At 70.7% G+C, this 18,614-nt stretch carries 22 protein-coding genes and 2 tRNA genes; 21 read left to right on the forward strand and 3 right to left on the reverse strand.

What is annotated here, in order from left to right; all coding sequences use genetic code 11:
- The first annotated feature begins 138 nt into the window (after positions 1–138).
- From QQK29_RS13585 to QQK29_RS13645, 13 genes are all read left to right on the forward strand, one after another.
- The gene (locus QQK29_RS13585; RefSeq protein ID WP_284301038.1) at positions 139–1,167 is read left to right on the forward strand and encodes an ABC transporter permease; all 1,029 of its coding nucleotides are present in this window, start codon (positions 139–141) and stop codon (positions 1,165–1,167) included.
- Positions 1,167–2,186, forward strand: coding sequence for an ABC transporter permease (locus QQK29_RS13590; protein WP_284301040.1), 1,020 nt, complete (start codon positions 1,167–1,169; stop codon positions 2,184–2,186). Before QQK29_RS13585 ends, QQK29_RS13590 begins: the two co-directional genes overlap by 1 nt.
- Positions 2,186–3,844: an ABC transporter ATP-binding protein gene (locus tag QQK29_RS13595; RefSeq protein WP_284301042.1), complete on the forward strand. Its 1,659-nt coding sequence runs from the start codon at positions 2,186–2,188 to the stop codon at positions 3,842–3,844. The genes QQK29_RS13590 and QQK29_RS13595 overlap by 1 nt, the downstream gene beginning before the upstream one ends.
- Positions 3,841–4,638 carry an ATP-binding cassette domain-containing protein gene (locus tag QQK29_RS13600; RefSeq protein ID WP_284301044.1) on the forward strand — a complete coding sequence of 266 codons (798 nt, stop codon included), beginning with the start codon at positions 3,841–3,843 and terminating at the stop codon, positions 4,636–4,638. Before QQK29_RS13595 ends, QQK29_RS13600 begins: the two co-directional genes overlap by 4 nt.
- On the forward strand, positions 4,635–5,618 hold the full coding sequence (locus QQK29_RS13605) for a lactonase family protein (RefSeq protein WP_284301046.1): 984 nt from the start codon (positions 4,635–4,637) through the stop codon (positions 5,616–5,618). The genes QQK29_RS13600 and QQK29_RS13605 overlap by 4 nt, the downstream gene beginning before the upstream one ends.
- Positions 5,619–5,726: 108 nt before the next feature.
- Positions 5,727–5,802: transfer RNA gene (locus QQK29_RS13610), tRNA-Asn, on the forward strand.
- Between the two features lie 239 nt (positions 5,803–6,041).
- On the forward strand, positions 6,042–6,818 hold the full coding sequence (locus tag QQK29_RS13615; RefSeq protein WP_284301048.1) for a histidine kinase dimerization/phosphoacceptor domain-containing protein: 777 nt from the start codon (positions 6,042–6,044) through the stop codon (positions 6,816–6,818).
- Between the two features lie 13 nt (positions 6,819–6,831).
- Positions 6,832–7,107 carry a sensor histidine kinase gene (locus QQK29_RS13620; protein ID WP_284301050.1) on the forward strand — a complete coding sequence of 92 codons (276 nt, stop codon included), beginning with the start codon at positions 6,832–6,834 and terminating at the stop codon, positions 7,105–7,107.
- On the forward strand, positions 7,104–7,775 hold the full coding sequence (locus QQK29_RS13625; RefSeq protein ID WP_284301053.1) for a response regulator: 672 nt from the start codon (positions 7,104–7,106) through the stop codon (positions 7,773–7,775). Before QQK29_RS13620 ends, QQK29_RS13625 begins: the two co-directional genes overlap by 4 nt.
- A gap of 98 nt (positions 7,776–7,873) precedes the next feature.
- Positions 7,874–8,203 carry an SHOCT domain-containing protein gene (locus QQK29_RS13630; protein ID WP_284301056.1) on the forward strand — a complete coding sequence of 110 codons (330 nt, stop codon included), beginning with the start codon at positions 7,874–7,876 and terminating at the stop codon, positions 8,201–8,203.
- Positions 8,204–8,307: 104 nt separating this feature from the next.
- Positions 8,308–9,222: a sensor histidine kinase gene (locus QQK29_RS13635; RefSeq protein WP_284301057.1), complete on the forward strand. Its 915-nt coding sequence runs from the start codon at positions 8,308–8,310 to the stop codon at positions 9,220–9,222.
- Entirely contained in the window at positions 9,219–9,938 is a 720-nt protein-coding gene (locus QQK29_RS13640) for an AzlC family ABC transporter permease (RefSeq protein WP_431308703.1), read from the forward strand. Before QQK29_RS13635 ends, QQK29_RS13640 begins: the two co-directional genes overlap by 4 nt.
- The gene (locus QQK29_RS13645) at positions 9,935–10,249 is read left to right on the forward strand and encodes an AzlD domain-containing protein (protein ID WP_284301059.1); all 315 of its coding nucleotides are present in this window, start codon (positions 9,935–9,937) and stop codon (positions 10,247–10,249) included. The genes QQK29_RS13640 and QQK29_RS13645 overlap by 4 nt, the downstream gene beginning before the upstream one ends.
- Positions 10,250–10,260: 11 nt before the next feature.
- Here the strand turns inward: QQK29_RS13645 and def are convergent, their stop codons facing one another.
- A complete protein-coding gene (gene def / locus QQK29_RS13650; RefSeq protein WP_284301061.1) occupies positions 10,261–10,827 on the reverse strand; it encodes a peptide deformylase in 567 nt (188 codons plus the stop codon).
- 231 nt (positions 10,828–11,058) lie between these two features.
- Between def and QQK29_RS13655 the strand changes: the two genes are divergently transcribed.
- The 5 genes from QQK29_RS13655 (at position 11,059) to QQK29_RS13675 (ending at position 15,161) form a co-directional block, all read left to right on the forward strand.
- A complete protein-coding gene (locus tag QQK29_RS13655) occupies positions 11,059–11,862 on the forward strand; it encodes a DMT family transporter (RefSeq protein ID WP_284301063.1) in 804 nt (267 codons plus the stop codon).
- A gap of 76 nt (positions 11,863–11,938) precedes the next feature.
- On the forward strand, positions 11,939–13,084 hold the full coding sequence (locus QQK29_RS13660; protein WP_284301065.1) for a glycosyltransferase: 1,146 nt from the start codon (positions 11,939–11,941) through the stop codon (positions 13,082–13,084).
- A 62-nt stretch (positions 13,085–13,146) separates the two neighbouring features.
- Positions 13,147–14,367 (forward strand): hypothetical protein, encoded by a 1,221-nt coding sequence (locus tag QQK29_RS13665; RefSeq protein WP_284301068.1) that lies wholly within the window; start codon positions 13,147–13,149, stop codon positions 14,365–14,367.
- A 61-nt stretch (positions 14,368–14,428) separates the two neighbouring features.
- A complete protein-coding gene (locus QQK29_RS13670; protein WP_284301070.1) occupies positions 14,429–15,097 on the forward strand; it encodes a VOC family protein in 669 nt (222 codons plus the stop codon).
- Positions 15,088–15,161: transfer RNA gene (locus tag QQK29_RS13675), tRNA-Ile, on the forward strand. The genes QQK29_RS13670 and QQK29_RS13675 overlap by 10 nt, the downstream gene beginning before the upstream one ends.
- Positions 15,162–15,202: 41 nt before the next feature.
- Here QQK29_RS13675 and QQK29_RS13680 read toward each other — a convergent pair.
- The gene (locus tag QQK29_RS13680; RefSeq protein WP_284301071.1) at positions 15,203–15,457 is read right to left on the reverse strand and encodes a glutaredoxin family protein; all 255 of its coding nucleotides are present in this window, start codon (positions 15,455–15,457) and stop codon (positions 15,203–15,205) included.
- A 156-nt stretch (positions 15,458–15,613) separates the two neighbouring features.
- Between QQK29_RS13680 and QQK29_RS13685 the strand changes: the two genes are divergently transcribed.
- From QQK29_RS13685 to QQK29_RS13695, 3 genes are all read left to right on the forward strand, one after another.
- Positions 15,614–17,020 carry an RCC1 domain-containing protein gene (locus tag QQK29_RS13685; RefSeq protein ID WP_284301073.1) on the forward strand — a complete coding sequence of 469 codons (1,407 nt, stop codon included), beginning with the start codon at positions 15,614–15,616 and terminating at the stop codon, positions 17,018–17,020.
- Complete coding sequence (locus tag QQK29_RS13690; protein WP_284301075.1) at positions 17,017–17,238, forward strand: hypothetical protein; 222 nt, start codon at positions 17,017–17,019, stop codon at positions 17,236–17,238. Before QQK29_RS13685 ends, QQK29_RS13690 begins: the two co-directional genes overlap by 4 nt.
- A 72-nt stretch (positions 17,239–17,310) precedes the next feature.
- Positions 17,311–18,150 (forward strand): DUF1684 domain-containing protein, encoded by an 840-nt coding sequence (locus QQK29_RS13695; RefSeq protein WP_284301077.1) that lies wholly within the window; start codon positions 17,311–17,313, stop codon positions 18,148–18,150.
- Here the strand turns inward: QQK29_RS13695 and QQK29_RS13700 are convergent.
- A complete protein-coding gene (locus tag QQK29_RS13700; protein ID WP_284301079.1) occupies positions 18,122–18,562 on the reverse strand; it encodes a VanZ family protein in 441 nt (146 codons plus the stop codon). The genes QQK29_RS13695 and QQK29_RS13700 overlap by 29 nt on opposite strands.
- Positions 18,563–18,614 lie beyond the last annotated feature (52 nt).

The raw sequence follows: 18,614 nt of genomic DNA on the forward strand, positions 1-18,614 counted from the left end.
CGAACACGTCCGCACAGAGAACGGGGCGGCCACTCGCTGGCCGCCCCGTTTCTCGTGGCATCGAGGAGAATCTGACGACATGACGACCGTCACAGCGCCGGAAGCGCCCCCGGCGCAACCCCTGCGGCCCGGAAACGGGTGCGGGGCGGCGGGTTCTGGCGCTACCTGCTGGTGCGCTTCCTGCTGATCATCCCGACGATCTTCATCCTCGTCACGCTCGTGTTCTTCCTCATGCGCCTCACGGGCGATCCGATCACGGCGTCGCTCGGCGACCGCCTCACGCCCGATCAGCTCGCCCAGCGCATCCACGACGCCGGCTACGACCGCCCGATCCTCGTGCAGTATCTCGAGTACCTCGGCAACGTCTTCACCGGCAACTTCGGCAGCTCGATCACCGACGGCCGACCCATCAGCGAGATCCTCTTCACCTACGGCTCGGCGACCCTCGAGCTCGTCATCTACTCGCTCATCGTCGCGTTCATCGTGGGCATCCCGCTCGGCATGGTCGCCGCCTACTTCCGCGACCGCTGGGGCGACGCGGGGCTGCGCGTCTTCGCGATCCTCAGCTACGCGACCCCGGTGTTCTTCGCGGGTCTCGTGCTCAAGCTCATCTTCTCGGTGTGGTTGAAGGTGCTCCCGGTCGCCGGGCGCGCCTCCACGCGTACCGAGATCAAGATCCAGGGGCTCGACAGTCAGACGGGCATCTACTTCATCGACGCCCTGCGCACGGGAAGCTCCGCGGCGGTCGCCGACGTGCTCGCGCACGCGGTGCTCCCGGCGCTCACGCTCGGCCTGCTGACCGCGGGCGTCTTCCTGCGTCTCGTGCGCACGAACGTCATCGGCACTCTCTCGCGGGACTACGTGGATGCGGCGCGCTCGCGTGGCGTCGGCGAGTACCGGCTCGTGCGCAAGCACGCGCTCAAGCCCGCACTCGTGCCGATCATCACGGTCATCGGGTTGCAGATCGCGTTGCTGCTCGGCGGCGCGGTGCTCACCGAGACGACCTTCGAATGGAAGGGCCTCGGCTTCCAGCTGGCCGACTACCTCGCCAAGCGCGACTTCGTCGCGGTGCAGGGCATCGTCGCCCTGCTCGCCGTCATCGTCGCGGTCACCAACTTCATCGTCGACATCGTCGCGGCGATCCTCGATCCGCGGGTGAGGTACTGATGAGCGACACGACCTCCGTTCCCACCGTGCAGGTGCGGCCGCCGTGGTGGCACCGCCTGCCGATCATCCAGCAGCTGCGGCAGAGCGTCGGCCTGCAGCGCGGGATGCTCGTCGCGGGCCTCGTGATCACCGGCATCTTCGTGGTCGTCGCGATCTTCGCGCCTCTGCTCGCCCCCTACGGGTTCAACCAGCTCCGCGGCCCGGACGGCCTCTTCGGGGCCCAGCAGCCGCCGAGTGCCGACCACCTGCTCGGCACGACGGTCGGGGGCTACGACGTGCTCTCCCGGGTGATCTGGGGTGCGCAGACGGCGCTGCTCGTGATCCTCGTCGCGATCGTGCTCTCGGTGTTCCTCGGTATCGCGCTCGGCCTGCTGTCCGGGTACATCGGCGGATGGTTCGACCGCATCACGATCGTCATCGCGGACGCCATCTACGCGTTCCCGAGCCTGCTGCTCGCGATCGTCGCGGCGATCGTCATCTCGGGCGGCCAGTCGAGCCTGTGGGGTGGCATCTTCGCCGCGGCGGTCTCGATCACAGTGGTGTTCATCCCGCAGTACCTGCGCGTGGTGCGCGCCGAGGTGCTGCGCGTGAAGTCGGAGGCCTTCGTCGAGTCGGCGAAGGTCGTGGGAGCCAGCAACGCGCGCATCATGTTCCGCCACGTGCTGCGCAACTCCACGCGCACGCTGCCGCTCATCCTGACGCTCAACAGCTCCGAGGCGATCCTCACGCTCGCCGGCCTCGGCTTCCTGGGCTTCGGCATCGAGCCGAGCGCCGCGGCGGAGTGGGGCTACGACCTCAACAAGTCGCTCTCGGATGTCACGAGCGGCATCTGGTGGACCTCGATCTTCCCGGGTCTGGCCATCGTGCTCGTGGTGCTGGGCGTCACGCTCATCGGCGAGAGCCTCAACGACCTCGCCGACCCACGGCTGCGTGCCCGGCGCAAGCCGGCCGAGACGCCCGGCCAGGCGGTGGCTGCCGAGCAGCCCGCCGCTCGCGAAGAACTGGGAGAGGTGCTCTGATGGCGCGCACACAACCGGCCGTCGACATCCGGGACCTGCGGATCACCTTCGACACCGACGGCGGCACCGTTCAGGCGGTGCGCGGCGTCGACCTCGAGGTGCAGCCGGGTGAGGTGCTCGCGATCGTGGGCGAGTCCGGCTCCGGCAAGACCGTGACGGCGCGCAGCATCCTGCGTCTGCTGCCCGAGACGGCGACCGTGAAGGGTGCCGTCATGGTCGGCCCCGAGAACGTCGTGACGCTCGATCAGCGGCGCCTGCGGCAGCTGCGGGGCACGGCCGCGGCGATGATCTTCCAGGAGCCCTCGACGGCGCTCAACCCGGTGTACACGGTCGGATGGCAGCTTGCCGAGGGGCTGCGCGCTCACGGCAAGTACACCAAGAAGCAGGCCCGGGCGCACGCGATCGAGATGCTGCGGCGGGTGGGCATCCCCGAGCCGGACCGCCGTGTCGACGACTACCCGCACCAGTTCTCCGGCGGACAGAAGCAGCGCATCGTGATCGCGATGGCGCTCGCCCTCGATGCCTCGGTGCTCATCGCCGACGAGCCGACCACCGCGCTCGATGTGACCGTGCAGGCCGAGATCCTCGATCTGCTGCGTCACCTCCGCGACGAGTTCGGCACCGCGATCGTGCTCATCACGCACAACATGGGCGTCGTCGCCGATCTCGCCGACCGCGTCGCGGTCATGTACCAGGGCGAGATCGTCGAGACCGCGCCCGTGCGCGAGCTGTTCGCGGCGCCGGCGCATCCCTACACGCGCAAGTTGCTCGCCGCCGTGCCGCGCGTCGAGCTCGTCGAGCGCGTCGCCCCGCCGGAGGCGGCCACCGAGGCGGTCGTGGAGGCGAGCGGGCTCGAGATCGAGTACCCGGGGCGCCTGGGGCGCAAGGGCTTCCGGGCGGTGCACGGTGTGGATCTCCGGGTCGGTGCCGGCGAGGTCGTCGGCCTCGTGGGGGAGTCGGGTTCGGGCAAGACGACCATCGGGCGGGCGATCGCCGGCCTCACCGCGGTGACCGGTGGTTCGCTGCGGGTGCTCGGCACCGAGATGCGCGGGGTCAAGGAGCGTGAGTTCCGCCCGAAGCGTCGAGAACTGGGATTCGTGTTCCAAGACCCGGCCACGAGCTTCAACCCGCTGCTCACGATCGCCCAGTGCGTGGCCGAGCCGCTCGTCGTGCACGGCGTGGCGTCATCGCCCGCCGACGCGCGCGACCGCGTCGACGAACTGCTCGACGCTGTGCAGCTCAGCGGCGGCTACGGCGACCGCTTCCCCCACGAGCTCTCGGGCGGTCAGCGGCAGCGGGCGAGCCTGGCGCGTGCCCTCGCGCTCGACCCCAAGCTGCTCATCGCCGACGAGCCCACGAGCGCCCTCGACGTCTCGGTGCAGGCGCGCGTCCTCGAGCTCTTCGAGGAGCTGCAGGAGCGCTTCGGGTTCGCCTCGCTGTTCATCACGCACGACCTCGCTGTGGTCGACCGCATCGCCCACCGCGTTGTCGTGCTGCATCGGGGCGAGATCGCCGAGGAAGGCACGGCGGCCGAGGTGCTGGGAGCGCCGCGCGACCCGTACACACAGCGGCTGCTGGCATCCCTGCCGGTTCCCGACCCGGTGGAGCAGGCGGAGCGCCGCGCCGCGTTCGTCGCTCTGGGAGGCAGCGCGTCATGAATCGCGGGCCGGTCACGGATGCGGCGGTGCTCGCCGACGATCTGACGCTCGTGTACCCGGGAGACGACGCCCCCGCGATCAACGGGGTGTCGTTCCGGGTCGCGCAGGGTGAGACGCTCGGGCTCGTGGGCGAGGCGGGATCGGGTAAGTCGACCCTCGCACGGGCGATCGCCGCGCAGTCCGCGCCGGGGGAGCGCGAGGCGCCGCAGCTCGCCGGTGGCGGTCTCACCGTGCTCGGGGTCGACCTGCGCGCGGCACGGCAGCGCACTCGCGATCGGCTCGCGCTGCGCATCGGCTATCTGCCGCAGGATGGCGGGTCGTCGCTGCAGCCGCATCTGACCGTCGGCGAGAACGTGGCCGAGCCGATCTTCCTGCGCGACAAGCACTTCGATCGCGTGGAGGCCGGAACGGCGGTCGCGATGCTCGTCGACGCCGTGCGGCTTCCGCTCTCGGTGATGGAGAAGTTCCCGCACGAGCTGAGCCGCGGCCAGCGGCAGCGCATCGCCCTCGCCCGCTCGCTCGTGCTCGAGCCCGAGCTGCTCGTGGCCGACGATCCCACGATGGGTGTCGACGTGCTCGTGCGCGGACCGATCCTTCAGGTGGTGGCCGAGCTGCAGAAGGAGCTCGGTTTCAGCGCCCTCATCGTCGGGCACGACCTGCGCGAGCTGCGCACGATTGTCGACCGCATCGCGGTGCTGCACGCCGGCCTCATCGTCGGGTACGGCACGGTCGACGACGTGCTGGCGAACCCCCTGCACAGCTACGTGCGCACCCTCGCGAGTCTGCAATCATGACCGCGCTGCTCGTGGGCGGGTACGGCCCGGACATGGGCGGTACGGCCGCGGGCATCGCGACGGCGGCATCCGCACCCCGCGGGCTCGTGCTGGGCGACGGGCCCGAGTGCGCATCGCCCTCCTGGCTCGCCGTGCGCGGCGAGCGGATGGTCGCGACCCTCGAGGGCGAGGGAGCTCTCGCCTGGTTCCGCCGCGAGGGCGAGGTGTGGCGTGCGGATGGGGTGACCGCGCTCGGCGGTTCGTACCCGTGTCACGCGGCGTTCCTCGACGACGACACGGTCGCGGTCGCCTGCTATGGCGATGGCGCGATCGTGGTGGCCCGTCACGGCGAGCAGCTGCCGGCCCAGCGCATCGACGGATCGGGTTCCGGTCCGTTGCCCGCGCAGGAGGGACCGCATGCCCACCATGTGCACGTGCTGCCCGACGGTCGCGTGCTCACCCTCGACCTGGGAACCGACCGGCTGCACGTTCACGAACGCGGCACGGATGGGCTGCTCAGCCGCGTCGATTCGCTCGCGCTCCCGGCGGGGACGGGTCCGCGCGACCTGCACGCGCTGCCCTCGGCCGAGCTCGCGCTGCTCGGGGAGTGGAGCTGCGAGGTGCTCGTGCTCGACCCTGCCGGCCGCGAGTTCGAGATCATGCAGATCCTGACGCTTCCGGGCGCGACGCCCGGCCAGGACCAGGCCGCTGCGCTCGGGGTCTCGGTCGATGGGCGCTTCCTCTACGCGGGCATCCGGGGCGCCGATCGCATCGCCGTCATCGCGCTCGACGATGACGGTCTGCGCCCCGTCGACTCGGTTCCGAGCGGCGGGCGCACGCCGCGTCACCTGCTTGTCGACGGCGAGCTGCTGCACGTGGCCAATCAGCTCTCGAACGCCATCGCGACCTTCCGGATCGGTGCCGACGGCATCCCGATTCCGCTCGCGACGACGGCCACGCCGTCACCCACCTGTGTCATCCGCGCCGTCACCGGTGGTTGAGGCGCGACCGGTGACGCCGGACGCGTCTCGAAACCGCCCCGAGCAGAGCCCGCCGCGTGCATTTGCGCCCGTCAACCTTTGCTAAGCTAGCGAGGCTGTTCGCAGCGATCCTCGGTAGCTCAATTGGCAGAGCAATCGGCTGTTAACCGATAGGTTCTTGGTTCGAGTCCAAGCCGGGGAGCCACATCTCCTACTCCCGCGGGAGTACCCGATCGCCTCCCCGGGCGGATGCCGCAGCCGCACGCCCCCGCGTAGCATGGCGCCATGCCCGGGCCGTCGATGCATCCTGCCGGCCCGCCGTGGTCGCACGGCCGGTGGGGTGATGGCACCTGGGGTGGCGGACCGTGGGCGCTTCGCGACCCGGATGAGCGTCCGCGCGGCTCTCGCACCTTGCGACTCTGGGTTCCTGTGGTCATCAGCGCGATGGTGCAGCTGACCGGCGCTGCCTGGATCGTACGCACCTCGCAACCGGACCCGGCGACGGCGGCGTTCACGATCGGGCTGGGTGCGGTCGGCCCCATCCTTCTGATCGGCGCTCGGCGTTTTCCCGGACCCGTCGCCGCCCTCGTCGCCGCGGCGACCCTTGCCGGCTTGCTGCTGAGCTCCTCGGGCGGCCCGGTGCCGATCGCCCTCGCCTTCGCCCTCGCCGGCGCGGTCGTGCGGGGCGCGCGACTGTGGGCCTGGATCTCGCTCGGTGGTGCCTGGGCTGTCGCCCTCGTCGTGCTCGCTCTGGGGGTGCCCGTCGACTGGCCGCCGCCCCGCGTCGTCGGCACGACGTTCGGCCTCGTGGTCGCCATGGGACTCGGCGAGTTGATGCGCACGCGCCGCGAACGCGTCAGCGCCTTCCGCGCCGCGGCGGCTCGTCGGCGACAGTCCGCCGCCGAAGAGGAACGCATCCGCATCGCCCGCGAGCTGCACGATGTGCTCGCGCACTCCCTCAGCCAGATCAACGTGCAGGCCGGGGTCGGACTGCACCTCGCCGACACCCAGCCCGAGAAGGCCGCCGAGGCCCTCGCGGCGATCAAGCACGTGAGCAAGACCGCGCTCGACGATGTGCGCACCGTGCTGGGCGTGCTCCGCGAGGGGAGCGGATGCGCCGCTCGCTCCTCAGCCCGATCTCGCCCAGCTCGCGACGCTGGTAACGGCCACGAGCATTCCGGGTGCCGAGATCGAGTTCGACGATCGCACGGGCGACGGTGAGGTGCCGGCTCCCGTGAGCGCCGCCGCGTATCGGATCGTGCAGGAGTCGCTCACGAACGTCGCACGGCACGGCGTCGGAGTCACGAGGGTGGAGGTGCGAGTCACCCGCGCGCCCGACGGCATCCGCGTCGAGGTGCGCGACGACGGACGTGTCGCGCCGTTCGAACCGGGTCGCGGCTTGCTCGGCATGCGCGAGCGCGTCGAGCAGCTCGGCGGGGTGTTCCAGACCGCGACCGAGGGCGGTTTCCTCGTGACCGCCGAGTTGCCCATCGAAAGAAGCCCCGCGTGATCCGCGTCGCGATCGCCGACGATCAGCAACTCATCCGGGCGGGCTTCCGCAGTCTGCTCGAGGCGGAGTCCGACCTGCTCGTGGTCGGCGAGGCGGCCACCGGCCGTGACGCGGTCGCACTCGCGCGGCGGGAGAGGCCCGACGTGCTGCTCATGGACATCCGGATGCCCGACGGCGACGGTCTCTGGGCGACCGAGCGGATCGTCTCGGATGCCGCGCTCGACGGCGTGCACGTCGTGGTCGTGACGACCTTCGAACTCGACGAGTACGTCGCCCACGCGATCCGCGCCGGGGCGAGCGGCTTCCTCGTGAAAGACACCGAGCCGGTCGAACTGATCCGCGCGGTGCATGTGGTCGCGGACGGCGACGCGCTGCTGAGCCCGAGCGTCACCCGCACGCTCCTCACGCGGGTCGCGAGCGGCCTCAGCGCGCCGCCCGACGCATCCCGACTCGCGGGTCTCACCGAGCGTGAACGCGAGGTGCTCGCCCTCGTGGGTCGCGGGCTCACCAATGAGGAGATCGGCGCCGAGCTCTTCCTCAGTCCGCTGACCGCCAAGACTCACGTGTCGCGCATCATGGCCAAACTCGCGGCGCGCGACCGGGTGCAGCTCGTCATCGTGGCGTACGAGACGGGCCTCGTGACCCCGGGCGTCGTCCCGGGGGAGTAGCCGAACGACACCGCCGGGCGGATTCGCGCGCGCACTCGGAGGCGGAGTCTGGGATGCGACGGCCCCACCGCGGGGCCGACTCGGAAAGGACTCCCGACATGTTCACCACGATCGCCCTCGCGACCGCTCCGTTGCACCCCGCCTGGGGCTGGGGACCCGGCTTCTGGATCGTGCCCGCCATCTTCTGGCTGCTCATCATCGGCCTCATCATCACGCTCGTCGCCACGCGTCGGCGCCGCTGGGCACGCGCCGGCTGGGGTGGACCGTGGGGTCCGCACGGCGTCGGTCCGTGGGCCTCGGCCCAGGCCGCGCACAACGCCGAGACGGTGCTGGCCGAGCGTTTCGCGCGCGGTGACATCGACGAGGTCGAGTACCGCGCACGGCTCGAGGTGCTGCGCAGCCAGCAGCCTCAGCCTCCGCAGGGCTGACCGCCGCGCGATACCTCGACGGGGGACGGCCGCACCTGGCCGTCCCCCGTTCCATTAGCATCGTGACGACCCCGTACCGCCGGCGCGGGGAGGGGGAGTGCGAGATGGACGCCTGGCTCGATGCCAACGCGACGACGCTCGTCGTGGTGCTGGCTGCCGCATCCGCCGCCCTCCTCTTGCTTGCGGTCGTGCTGCTCGCCCTGTGGCGGCACAGCCGACGAGCGGCACGCCGTGCGGTGCGCGAGCGGGCCGCAGCCCAGCGTGAGCGGCTCGACCTCGAGCTGCAGCTGGCCGAGCAGGGCAGCAGGCTCACGATGGTGCGCGAGCTGCACGAGATCGCCGTGCACTCGGTGTCGGTGATCGCCACCCAGGCGGAGGGCGCCCAGTACGCCGCCAGCCAGGATCCCTCGGCGGCCACCCGCAGCGCCGCGGCCATCGCGGCTGCCGCACGCGAGACGCTGGCCGATCTGCGGCGCGTCATGACCGTGGCGCGCGGCGGCGAGGTGGATGCCGATGAGCAGCCCGGCCTCGCGAACGTGCAGGAGCTCTTCCGGGTGATGCGGGATGCGGGGCTCGGCGTGGACTTCACCGAGACGGGCAGCTCGCACGAGCTGCGGCACGGCGCGGAGCTCGCGGTCTACCGCATCCTGCAGGAGGCGCTCTCGAACTCGCTCGACCACGGCGGCCCCGGCACGACGGCCACCGTCGCGTTCACCTGGACCGACGACGGTCTCAAGGTGCTCGTCGAGGACGACGGCACCCGGGCCGCGGCGATCCGCAACGGTCTCGACCCGTACGCCGAAGCACAGAAGCAGGGTTACACGGTCGACGACGACCTCGCGGCCCTCACCCAGGCGCCGAACGGCCGCGGCATGACCGAGATGCGCGAGCGCACCGAGCTCTTCGGCGGTGTGTTCGAGGCGCACCCCGTGCCGGGCGTCGGGTTCACGGTGCAGGCGGTCTTCCCCTCGCTGCGGTATCACAACGGCGTGCACGGCGTGCCGCTGGACCGTCGGTGACCGCCCCCGAACGCACGCCGCACGCCCCGGATGCCGTCGGCGCCACCGCGGCTGCCGTGCGCGCCGCGCTCGGTGTGGGTCTCGCGGTCTCGGCGTACGGCGTCTCGTTCGGCGCCCTCGCCGTGGCCTCCGGGCTCGACATCTGGCAGACGTGCGTGCTGAGCCTGCTCATGTTCTCGGGCGGGTCGCAGTTCGCCCTCATCGGCGTTCTCGCCACGGGCGGGGTCGCCGCCGGACCGGCCGCGATCGCGAGCGCGACGCTGCTCGGCATCCGCAACGGCCTCTACTCGATGCGGATGTCGCCCATCATCGGCGGACCGTGGTGGCGGCGCGTGCTCGCCGGGCACTGGACGATCGACGAGACGACGGCGGTGGGCACCGCCCAGCCGACCCTGCGCGGACAGCGCGTGGGCTTCTGGGTGACCGGCGCCGTGATCTACCTCGGCTGGAACCTCACGACGCTCGCCGGTGCACTCCTTGGAGACCTCGTGGGCGATGTGCGCATGTACGGCCTGGATGCTGCGGCGGCTGCCGCGTTCCTCGGCCTGCTGTGGCCGCGACTCACCTCGAAGCAGCCGGTGGCCGTCGCCGTCGCGGCGGTGGTCGTGGCGGCCGTGCTCGTGCCCTGGCTGCCGCCGGGGCTGCCCGTGCTCGCCGCCGCGGTCGTGGCGATCGTAGTGGGCGTCACCAATGTGCTGGGACGGCGGACGACGTGACCGTGTGGCACATCGTGCTCATCGCCTCGATCGCCGTGCTGGGGCTCAAGCTCGTCGGCTACGCGGTGCCGCCGAGCGTGCTCGAGCGCCCGACGCCGGCGCGCGTGGCGAACCTGCTCACGGTCGCCCTGCTCGCGGCCCTCACCGCGACCCAGACGCTCGAGAGGTCGGGCGAGATCGTGCTGGATGCGCGGGTGCCGGCGATCGTGCTCGCAGCGGCGCTGTTCGCGCTGCGGGTGCCGTTCATCCTCGTGGTGCTCGCGGCAGCCGCCTGCGCGGCTCTCGTGCGCCTGCTGGGCTGGATGTCGTAGCCGCGTCCGCCTCAGTCTTCGAGGTGATCGCGCCCCGGCAGCCAGCTCTTGTCGGGCACACCCCACTTGTGACGGCGGATGGCGCGTTGCGCGAGCCGCGCCTGGCCCTCGGCGAGCCGGTCGGCGTAGAGCACGCCGTCGAGGTGGTCGAACTCGTGCTGGAAGATGCGGGCGAGCCACCCCGTCGCGAGGATCTCGTACGGTTTCCCATCGAGATCGACCGCGCGCAGCAGCGCGGTGTGCGAGCGCAGCAGCGGGAAACGTTCGCCGGGGATCGAGAGGCACCCCTCGGCATCCTCGTCGATGTCGGCCTCGCCGATCGGCGGGGGAGAGACGAGCAGTTGGGGATTGATGGCCGTGCCGCGGTGCAACACGCCCTCCTCGTCGCGCCAGTTATACACGAACAACCGCAGCGGGATGCCGACCTGCGGTGCCGCGAGGCCGACGCCGGGCGCCGCCGACATGGTGTCCTCCATGTCGTGCACGAGGGCCGAGAGGCCCTCGTCGATCTCCTCCACCTCTTCGGCGCGCGCGTGCAGCACGGGATCTCCGGTGATCCGGATGGGGAGTACGGCCATTCGCTCAGGATATCGGGGCGGAGACGGGTAGATTCGACGGGTGCTCGACGTGATCCCCACCAACGAGGACGTCGAGGCGTTCGTGAATTCGATTCCGTGGCTCGGCATCCTCATCGCCGTGATCGGAGCCGTGTTCCTCTCGCTCGGCGCACAGCTGCAACATCGCGGCGTGGAGAAGGTGGAGGCCGCGCACGGCTCGGGGAGAAGGCGGGTCTCTCGGGTGGGCAGTTCGTGCGCCTGCTGGCTCGCCCGAGCTGGCTCTTCGGCACGATCATGCTGGGTCTGGCGATCGTCTTCCAGCTCACGGCCCTGCGCTTCGCCCCGATCATCGTCGTGCAGCCCATCGGCATCGTCGCGCTCGTGCTCACGGCGCTGCTCAACGCGCGGGTCTCGCATGTGAAGCTGCAGCGTCCCGCGATCACGGCGATCCTGATGTGCGTCATCGGCATCGGCGTGTTCGTCACCGTCGCCGCCTTCTACGCCACCGAGCACGCGCTCGAAGAGACCCAGCTCGTGATCGTGCTCGCGATCCTCGGCGTCGTGCTCCTGCTGCTCGGCGCCGCGTTCGCGTTCTTCCGCAAGCGGCTCAACGCCATGTTCTACATCGCGGCGGGCGGGGTGCTCTACGGATTCGTGGCGTCGATCGCCAAGGTCATCATCAACCGGGTCTCGCTGGGCAACTTCGACCCCCTCACGGTCGTGGGCGGGGTCGCCCTGCTGCTCGCCCTGGCGCTCGGCTTCTACTTCGTGCAGACGGCGTACTCGGTGGGCGCCCCCGACCTCGTGATCGCCGGACTCACCGTCATCGACCCGCTCGTCGCTGTCGCGATCGGCATCTTCGTGCTGGGCGAGGCATCCGCGACCCCCTGTGGGCGCTGGTCGTGTGGTTCCTGGCGGGTTCCGTGGCGATTCTGGGCGTGTTCCGCCTCGCCAAGCACCACCCGCAGACCCACCGGCGGGATCAGCCGGGCGAGCTCGCTTCCCTGCGGTAGTTTGGTGGAGTTGATTTCCGCCGACCGAGGACTGATCGAGTGACCGACGGACCGTCGTCGAACCCCCTGCCGAACGCCGCCTCACCCTTCTGATCGGATGCGACACCTTCGCTCCCGATGTGAACGGTGCCGCGACGTTCAGCCGCAACCTCGCGGCGGGCCTCGCCAGCCGCGGCCATGACGTGCACGTCATGGCGCCCGCCCAGAAGGGCCGCGTGGGCGTGTTCACCGAGGTTCACGAGGGCGTGCCGCTCACCGTGCACCGCATCTACTCGTGGCGGTGGCTGCCGCATCCGTGGCTGCGCTTCATGCTGCCGTGGCGCGTCAAGGCCAACGCCGAACGCATCGTGCGAGAGCTCAAGCCGGATGCCATCCACTTCCAGTCGCACATCGTGGTCGGCCGGGGCCTCGCGACCTCGGCCGTGAAGCACGGCATCCAGCTCGTCGGCACCAACCACACGATGCCCGAGAACATCCTGCAGCACGTCGCGATCCTGCCGAGGTTCACGCTCGATTGGCTCGCAGCCATCCAGTGGCGTTCGGCCCGCAAGTGGTTCGAGAAGGCGGATGCCATCACCACCCCCACCCGGCGTGCGGCCGACTTCTTCGAGCGCGGCACAGGCCTCACCGGCGTGCACGCGATCTCCTGCGGCATCGACACGAGCTTCTACACAGCCGACCTTTCGCCGCGCACCGACAACGTCATCGTGTTCCTCGGCCGCCTCGACGAGGAGAAGTACATCCACGAGGCCATCGAGGCGCTCGTGCGTTTGCAGGACCTCGACGCGAAGCTCGTGATCATCGGCGACGGGGAAGTGCGTCCGCGGCTGGAGGCCCGGGCACGCGAGCTCGGCCTCGCGGATCGCGTGCGCTTCACCGGGCGTGTCTCCGACGAGGAGTTGCGGCGCGAGCTCACCGAGGCGAACGTCTTCGCGATGCCGTCACGCGCCGAGCTGCAGTCGATCTCGACGATGGAGGCCCTCGCATCCGGTCTTCCCGTCGTCGCCGCGGATGCCATGGCGCTTCCGCATCTCGTGCATCCGGGCGTCAACGGCTATCTCTACCAGCCGGGCGACATCGAGGCGTTCGCGGGGTACCTGCGCACGATCCTCACGGCCGCACCCGATGAGCTCGACCGCCTTCGCCGCGGGGCCCTTCGCACCGTGGAGGCCCACGACATCCAGCGCACCCTCGACATCTTCGAGGCGCTGTACCGCGGCGAGGAGGTCGTCGACCCCGACACCGAGGGGGAGCTCGCGCGGTGAGCGCGGCACCCGCCACCGAACGCACCCTCCAACCGGCGGCGTGGCGGCGTGCCCTCGGTCCCATGGCCGTCGCGGTCATCCTGCTGAGCGTCGTGCTGCAGGAGCCGGTTGCGGGCCTCCTGCCACCCGACACACCGCGCTGGGCCCTGTTCCTGGCGATCGCCGTGCCGATCGTGGCCGCGGTGGCGATCGGCCTCTCGATCGCCTACCCGCGGGTGCGGGTCGGGGCGGATGGCGCGCTCGTGGTGCGGGCACGCCGCGTCGCGCCGTCGGAGGTCGTGGGGATCCGCCGCTCGGTCTCGAGCGGGGGCAACGCCGGCTACCTCGTCTACACCCTCGAGACGTCGAACGGCGGCGGCATCCGGGTGCTCGTCGCCGGGGCACCGATTCGTGGTCTCGGGATCGCCGAGTTGGGGGTGCTGCGCGAGGTGATCGCTGCGTCGGCGATTCCGGTCGGCGCCGACCCGAGCGAGCTCGAGCGCTCGTTCTTCGCCGCGAATCTGCTGGCGAGCGGGCGACGCATCGAGGCCGACCGTCGGCTCGTGCTGCGGGAGCTGGACGGGCTGCGGGGTGCACCGCATCGATCGGATGCGGAACCCGCGGTGTCGGAACAGGTCGCGGTGCCGCCCATGTCGGCGTCCCCATCCGCTGACGCCACCCTCCAGGACGACCGTGAAGCTGAGCGGCAGCTCTCCGGCGCGGCAGGAACGCGCATCTTCCGCCGGGTGGCCCTGGGGCTGTTCGCCCTCGCGTGCCTCGCCGCGGCCGTGCTGCTCATCGTGCTCGTGGTCATGGAGTCGCTCGGCACCGATTTCGGTGCCGCTGACGAGGACCCGTTGACCGCGACGATGTCGTTCGCCATCCTCGCGGCGCTGCTCACCGGCATCCTGTGGGCCATCGCGGCCGACCTCGACGACGCCCGCCGCCGTGCGCTCTCACGGGAATGGCTGGCTGCGGCACCCGCCGAGCAACTGGCGCGCGGCCTTCCGACACCGTTCCATGCTGCGTGGATGCGGGCGCCGGGCGGGCGGATGGCAGGGCTCGCGCTCCTCGTGCTCGGCATGGTGGCACTGCTGGCCGTGATCGGGGGCCCGGTGGCCCTCGCCGGATCGTACGCGGCGCCGGCCGTCGGCATCGTCGCGACGATGGTCGGCGTGGTGCTCGGCGGGGTCGCGCTCTGGCTGTGGTTCGCCCGCCGCCGGGCGTATGCACGTCGTGTGGAGTGGCTCCTGGAGATTGCCGGCCCTCGCGTGCGCGAGGGCGACGAGCCGCTCGCAGGCTGACCGGCTCAGTTCGTCAGCTTTCGAGAAGCGTCGGATGCGGCGGGCTCATTACCGTTGCCGCATGGTCTCCATCACATCTCTCGCCCTCGAGGTCGCCGACGCGGCGGCCGCATCCCGTTTCTATGCCGACGCCTTCGGTGCGCCCGTGCCGCTGCAGTTCCGAGTCTCGGATGCGCCGACCTCCGGCTTCCGCGGTTTCACGATCTCGCTGACCGTCGCCCAGCCGGCGAACGTGCACGCTCTCTACGACGCGGCGATCGCCGCCGGCGCCACCGCGCTCAAGCCCGTGGCGAAGTCGCTGTGGGGCCACGGCGGCACCTTCCGGGCTCCGGATGGCGCGATCTGGAACATCGCCACCTCCGCCAAGAAGGACTCCGCCCCGGGCGCCCGGGAGTGGGAGCACGTGGTGCTGCTGCTCGGCGTCGACGACGTCGCGGCAAGCAAGCGCTTCTACACCGAGCGCGGCATGACGGTCGGCAAGAGCTTCGGCAGCTACGTCGACTTCGACCTGCCGGGCAGCCCCGTCGGCTTCGGACTCTACAAGCGGCGTGCCCTCGCCAAGTCGGCGGGCGTGCCCGAAGACGGCAGCGGCTCGCATCGGCTCGTGATCGCGGGCGACCTCGGCGCAGCCACCGACCCCGACGGCTTCACCTGGGAACCGGTCGACGCATCCGTCTCGGCGTTAACGGCGCCGCCCCGCGCAGCCGGTAGCGTTGTCGCGGGGCGGTAGCTCAGCCGGTTAGAGCAGCGGACTCATAATCCGTCGGTCACGGGTTCAAGTCCCGTCCGCCCTACTCAGATCGCTCAGCAGCGAGACTCAGACCACCACTCGGCCTCAGAGCAGTGACAGCTCGCGGAGCTTCGCCTCGACGGCCGGGTTCGTCGGCTCCACCTGGTGGGTGCCGTCGGGGTAGACGACGACCGGGATGTTGGTGCGCCCCGAGATGCCGCGCGCCTTCTCGGCCGCCTCCGCATCCGCTTCGACATCGATGTACATGTACTCGACGCCGAGCCCATCGAGCTGGGCCTTCGTGCGGCGGCAATCGTGGCACCAGTCGGCGCCGTACATCGTGAGGGAGGTGACGGGCATCTTTCCAGCGTAGGCGCGCGCAGTCGAGGCTGCTGGGTCGACCCCCAGCGGATGCATACCCCCAAGTCGGGGGAATGTGTCCAGGTACATACACGGATGCATGTAATATTCGTTCGCCGGATTGGTTCGAATGCCGCTGGCGGGATGGAGATGGTCATGCGACGTCGGATGACGGTGACGGCCCTGTGCGCCACCGCGATCGTGCTTGTTCTTCCCACCGCGGCATCCGCGGCCGGGGAGGTCACGCCGACAAGCGGTCCCCTCGCGGGTGGCACAGTGGTGAGCGTCGTGTCTCCGGCGGGTCTTGACTCGGTGATCGGAGGCGGGCTGTACTCGCTCGGCTTCCTGCCCGACGGCAGCCTCTACGCGTGGGGTGCTGATGGGTCGGAACAGCTGGGGGATGGCCCCGGCCAGGTGGACAGGTTCGCACCCGTTCGCGTTGCCGCGCCCGTCGGCGTCACCTTTGACAGCATCGGCGCAGGCGGCACTCACGTGGTGGCCCTCGGCTCGGATGGCGCCACCTACGCGTGGGGCAACGACGGGTCGGGACAGCAGGGCAATGGGCCGGGAGTGAACGGCCAGGCGACGCCCTCGCTCGTCATGACGCCCCCGGGCGTCAGCTTCACGAGCGTCGCGGCGGGTGCTGCGGCCGCGTACGCGATCGGTTCCGATGGGAACGCCTATGCCTGGGGAGCCAACTCCCTCGGTCAGCTCGGAGACGGAAGCACCGACCCCACCCAGTCGTCGCCGGTGCCGATTGCCACCCCGCCGGGCGTCACCTTCCGCGAGGTGTCGGGTGGCGCGGCGCATGCGCTCGCTCTCGACACGAACGGGAACGCCTACGCGTGGGGCTCCAACTTCTACGGCCAGCTCGGCACGGGAGTGACCGGTGGGGTGGAACGCACCCCGCTGCCGGTGGTCATGCCCGTCGGGGTGACCTTCACGAGCGTGTCGGCCGGTGACTACCACTCGCTCGCACTCGGCTCCGACGGCAACGTGTACGCGTGGGGGCTCGACATGTTCGGCGGGCTCGGTGACGACGCCGCGCTCGTGGATCAGTCGGCGCCCGTCATGGTCGCCGCTCCGCCGGGAGTGTCGTTCGTCGCCATCTCCGCCGGGGCCATGCACTCCGTGGCGCTCGCGAGCGACGGCACGGCATACGCCTGGGGTCGCGACGACGGAGGACAGCTCGGAGACGACCCCGCCTTCGCGAACCAGCCGACGCCGCGCGCGGTCGCGATGCCGTCCGGCGTGAGTGTCATCTCGCTCTCTGCAGGGCTGGACCACACCCTCGCCGTCGGATCGGATGGTGCCACCTACAGCTGGGGCTGGGTCTCGTTCGGAAGGCTCGGGCGAGACGCCGGCGGTGTGAACCAGCCCGTGCCCGGGCAATTGGCCGCACCGCAGGTGACGGCCGTCTCCTTCGACGGGGTCGACGGCACCGACCTGGCATTCGACGCCGTATCTGGAAGCTGGACGGTCACGACGCCCCCGGGGCGACGGCCGGGGCGGTCGACGTCGTCGTGCAATGGAACTTCAGCGGAGAACCGCAGCCGCCGGTGACCTACCCGACGGCCTTCCTCTACGTGGCGCCGAACGTGCCGCAGAACCCTCAGAACCCGCAGAACCCGCAGAACTCGCAGAGCCCGCCGGCCGTGCCGAACACGCCGAGCAGGCTCGCCGCGACAGGGTTCGAGACCGTGGGATGGGCATCGATCGCTGCGCTCTCGCTCGCACTCGGGGTGGGCGCCCTCCTGCTGCGGCGCCGGTCGCCGGAGTGAACGGAGGCGAGACCTCGAAATACCTCCGTGTCCCGCGTGGTTGCATCAGGGGATTCGAGCAGGATGGACAGCATGACCGACACCGCCCCCGCAACGACCCCGCAGACCCCCGAGGAGCAGTTCGCCTACTTCCATTCGCGCCGCGAGCTCGCCGTCGTGCAGCCGCAGGGCAGCCTCGCACTCACCACGACCCAGGTGATCGACACCGAGCAGACCGTGTGGGGCGTGCCCGGGCGGTGGGCCCCGCGAACCGACGGCGGATCCGGGGTGCTGCTCACGGCATCCGCATCGGACGGGATCGAGGTCGACGGCGAGACGGTCGACGGCACGGTCGAGGTGCGCGGCAAGGACGACCCCAACCCCTCGAGTATCCGCTTCAGCGACACGGTGAGCGGCTTCGTCATCGCCCAGGAGGGCGGGCTCTATGCGGTGCGCATCTTCGACGCCCAGTCGGAGGCGATCGAGGCGTTCGGCTCGATCGACGCCTTCCCCTACGACCCGTCGTGGGTCGTCACCGCCGACTGGTCAGTGAACCCGGAGGGCACGACCCTCGGCTTCGAGCACCTCAAGGACGACGGCCAGACCCGTGAGGAGGTGCTGCCGGGCCGCATCACGTTCACGCGCGACGGCGTCGAGTACGACCTCGCGGCGTTCAAGTCCGGGCGCGCGCTGCAGCTCGTGTTCGCGGATGCCACCAACGGCGAGAGCACCTACAGCGTCGGCCGGTTCCTGTTCGTGGCGCCGAACGCCGACGGCACCATCACGCTCGACTTCAACCGCGCCGTGCTGCCCCCGTGCGCGTTCAGCTACGCGTTCAACTGCCCGTTGCCGCCCAAGCAGAACCGCTTCCCCTTCGCGATCGAGGCGGGGGAGAAGCTGCCGCTCACGAAGGACGGCTCGCCGCTGCACTGAGCGTGCTCGCCCGGGCGGCGCGCGCCCGGCGCACCGCGGCGACGAGCATCGCCCCCAGCAGTGCGCCCGCCGTGTTGGCGATGACATCGGACACCGTCGCGAAGCGAGTGGGCAGGAAGAGCTGCACGCCCTCGATGATGCCGCTCGTCACGAGGCCCGCGAGCGTGGCAGACCACACCCGCATCCAGCGGTAGGCGGCGAGCGCCAGCACGCCGAACGGCACGAACATCGCGACGTTCGCGGCGACCTCGAGCACGACGAAGGTGGGGCCGTACGGCTGGTCGATCACGCTCGCGACCCAGCGCGCCACGATCTGCGCGATGCCGACACCCTCGGTGGGCTGCGGTGACCACACGACGAACCCCACCGCCACGAGATAGGCGGCGAACAGGATCCGCAACAGCAGGCGCATCGGTCCACCCTAGTCAGGCGGGCGGAGTCGGTCGTGCGCGGGAGGATAGAGG

This window comes from Homoserinibacter gongjuensis (assembly GCF_030161875.1).
Lineage (GTDB): Bacteria > Actinomycetota > Actinomycetes > Actinomycetales > Microbacteriaceae > Homoserinibacter > Homoserinibacter gongjuensis.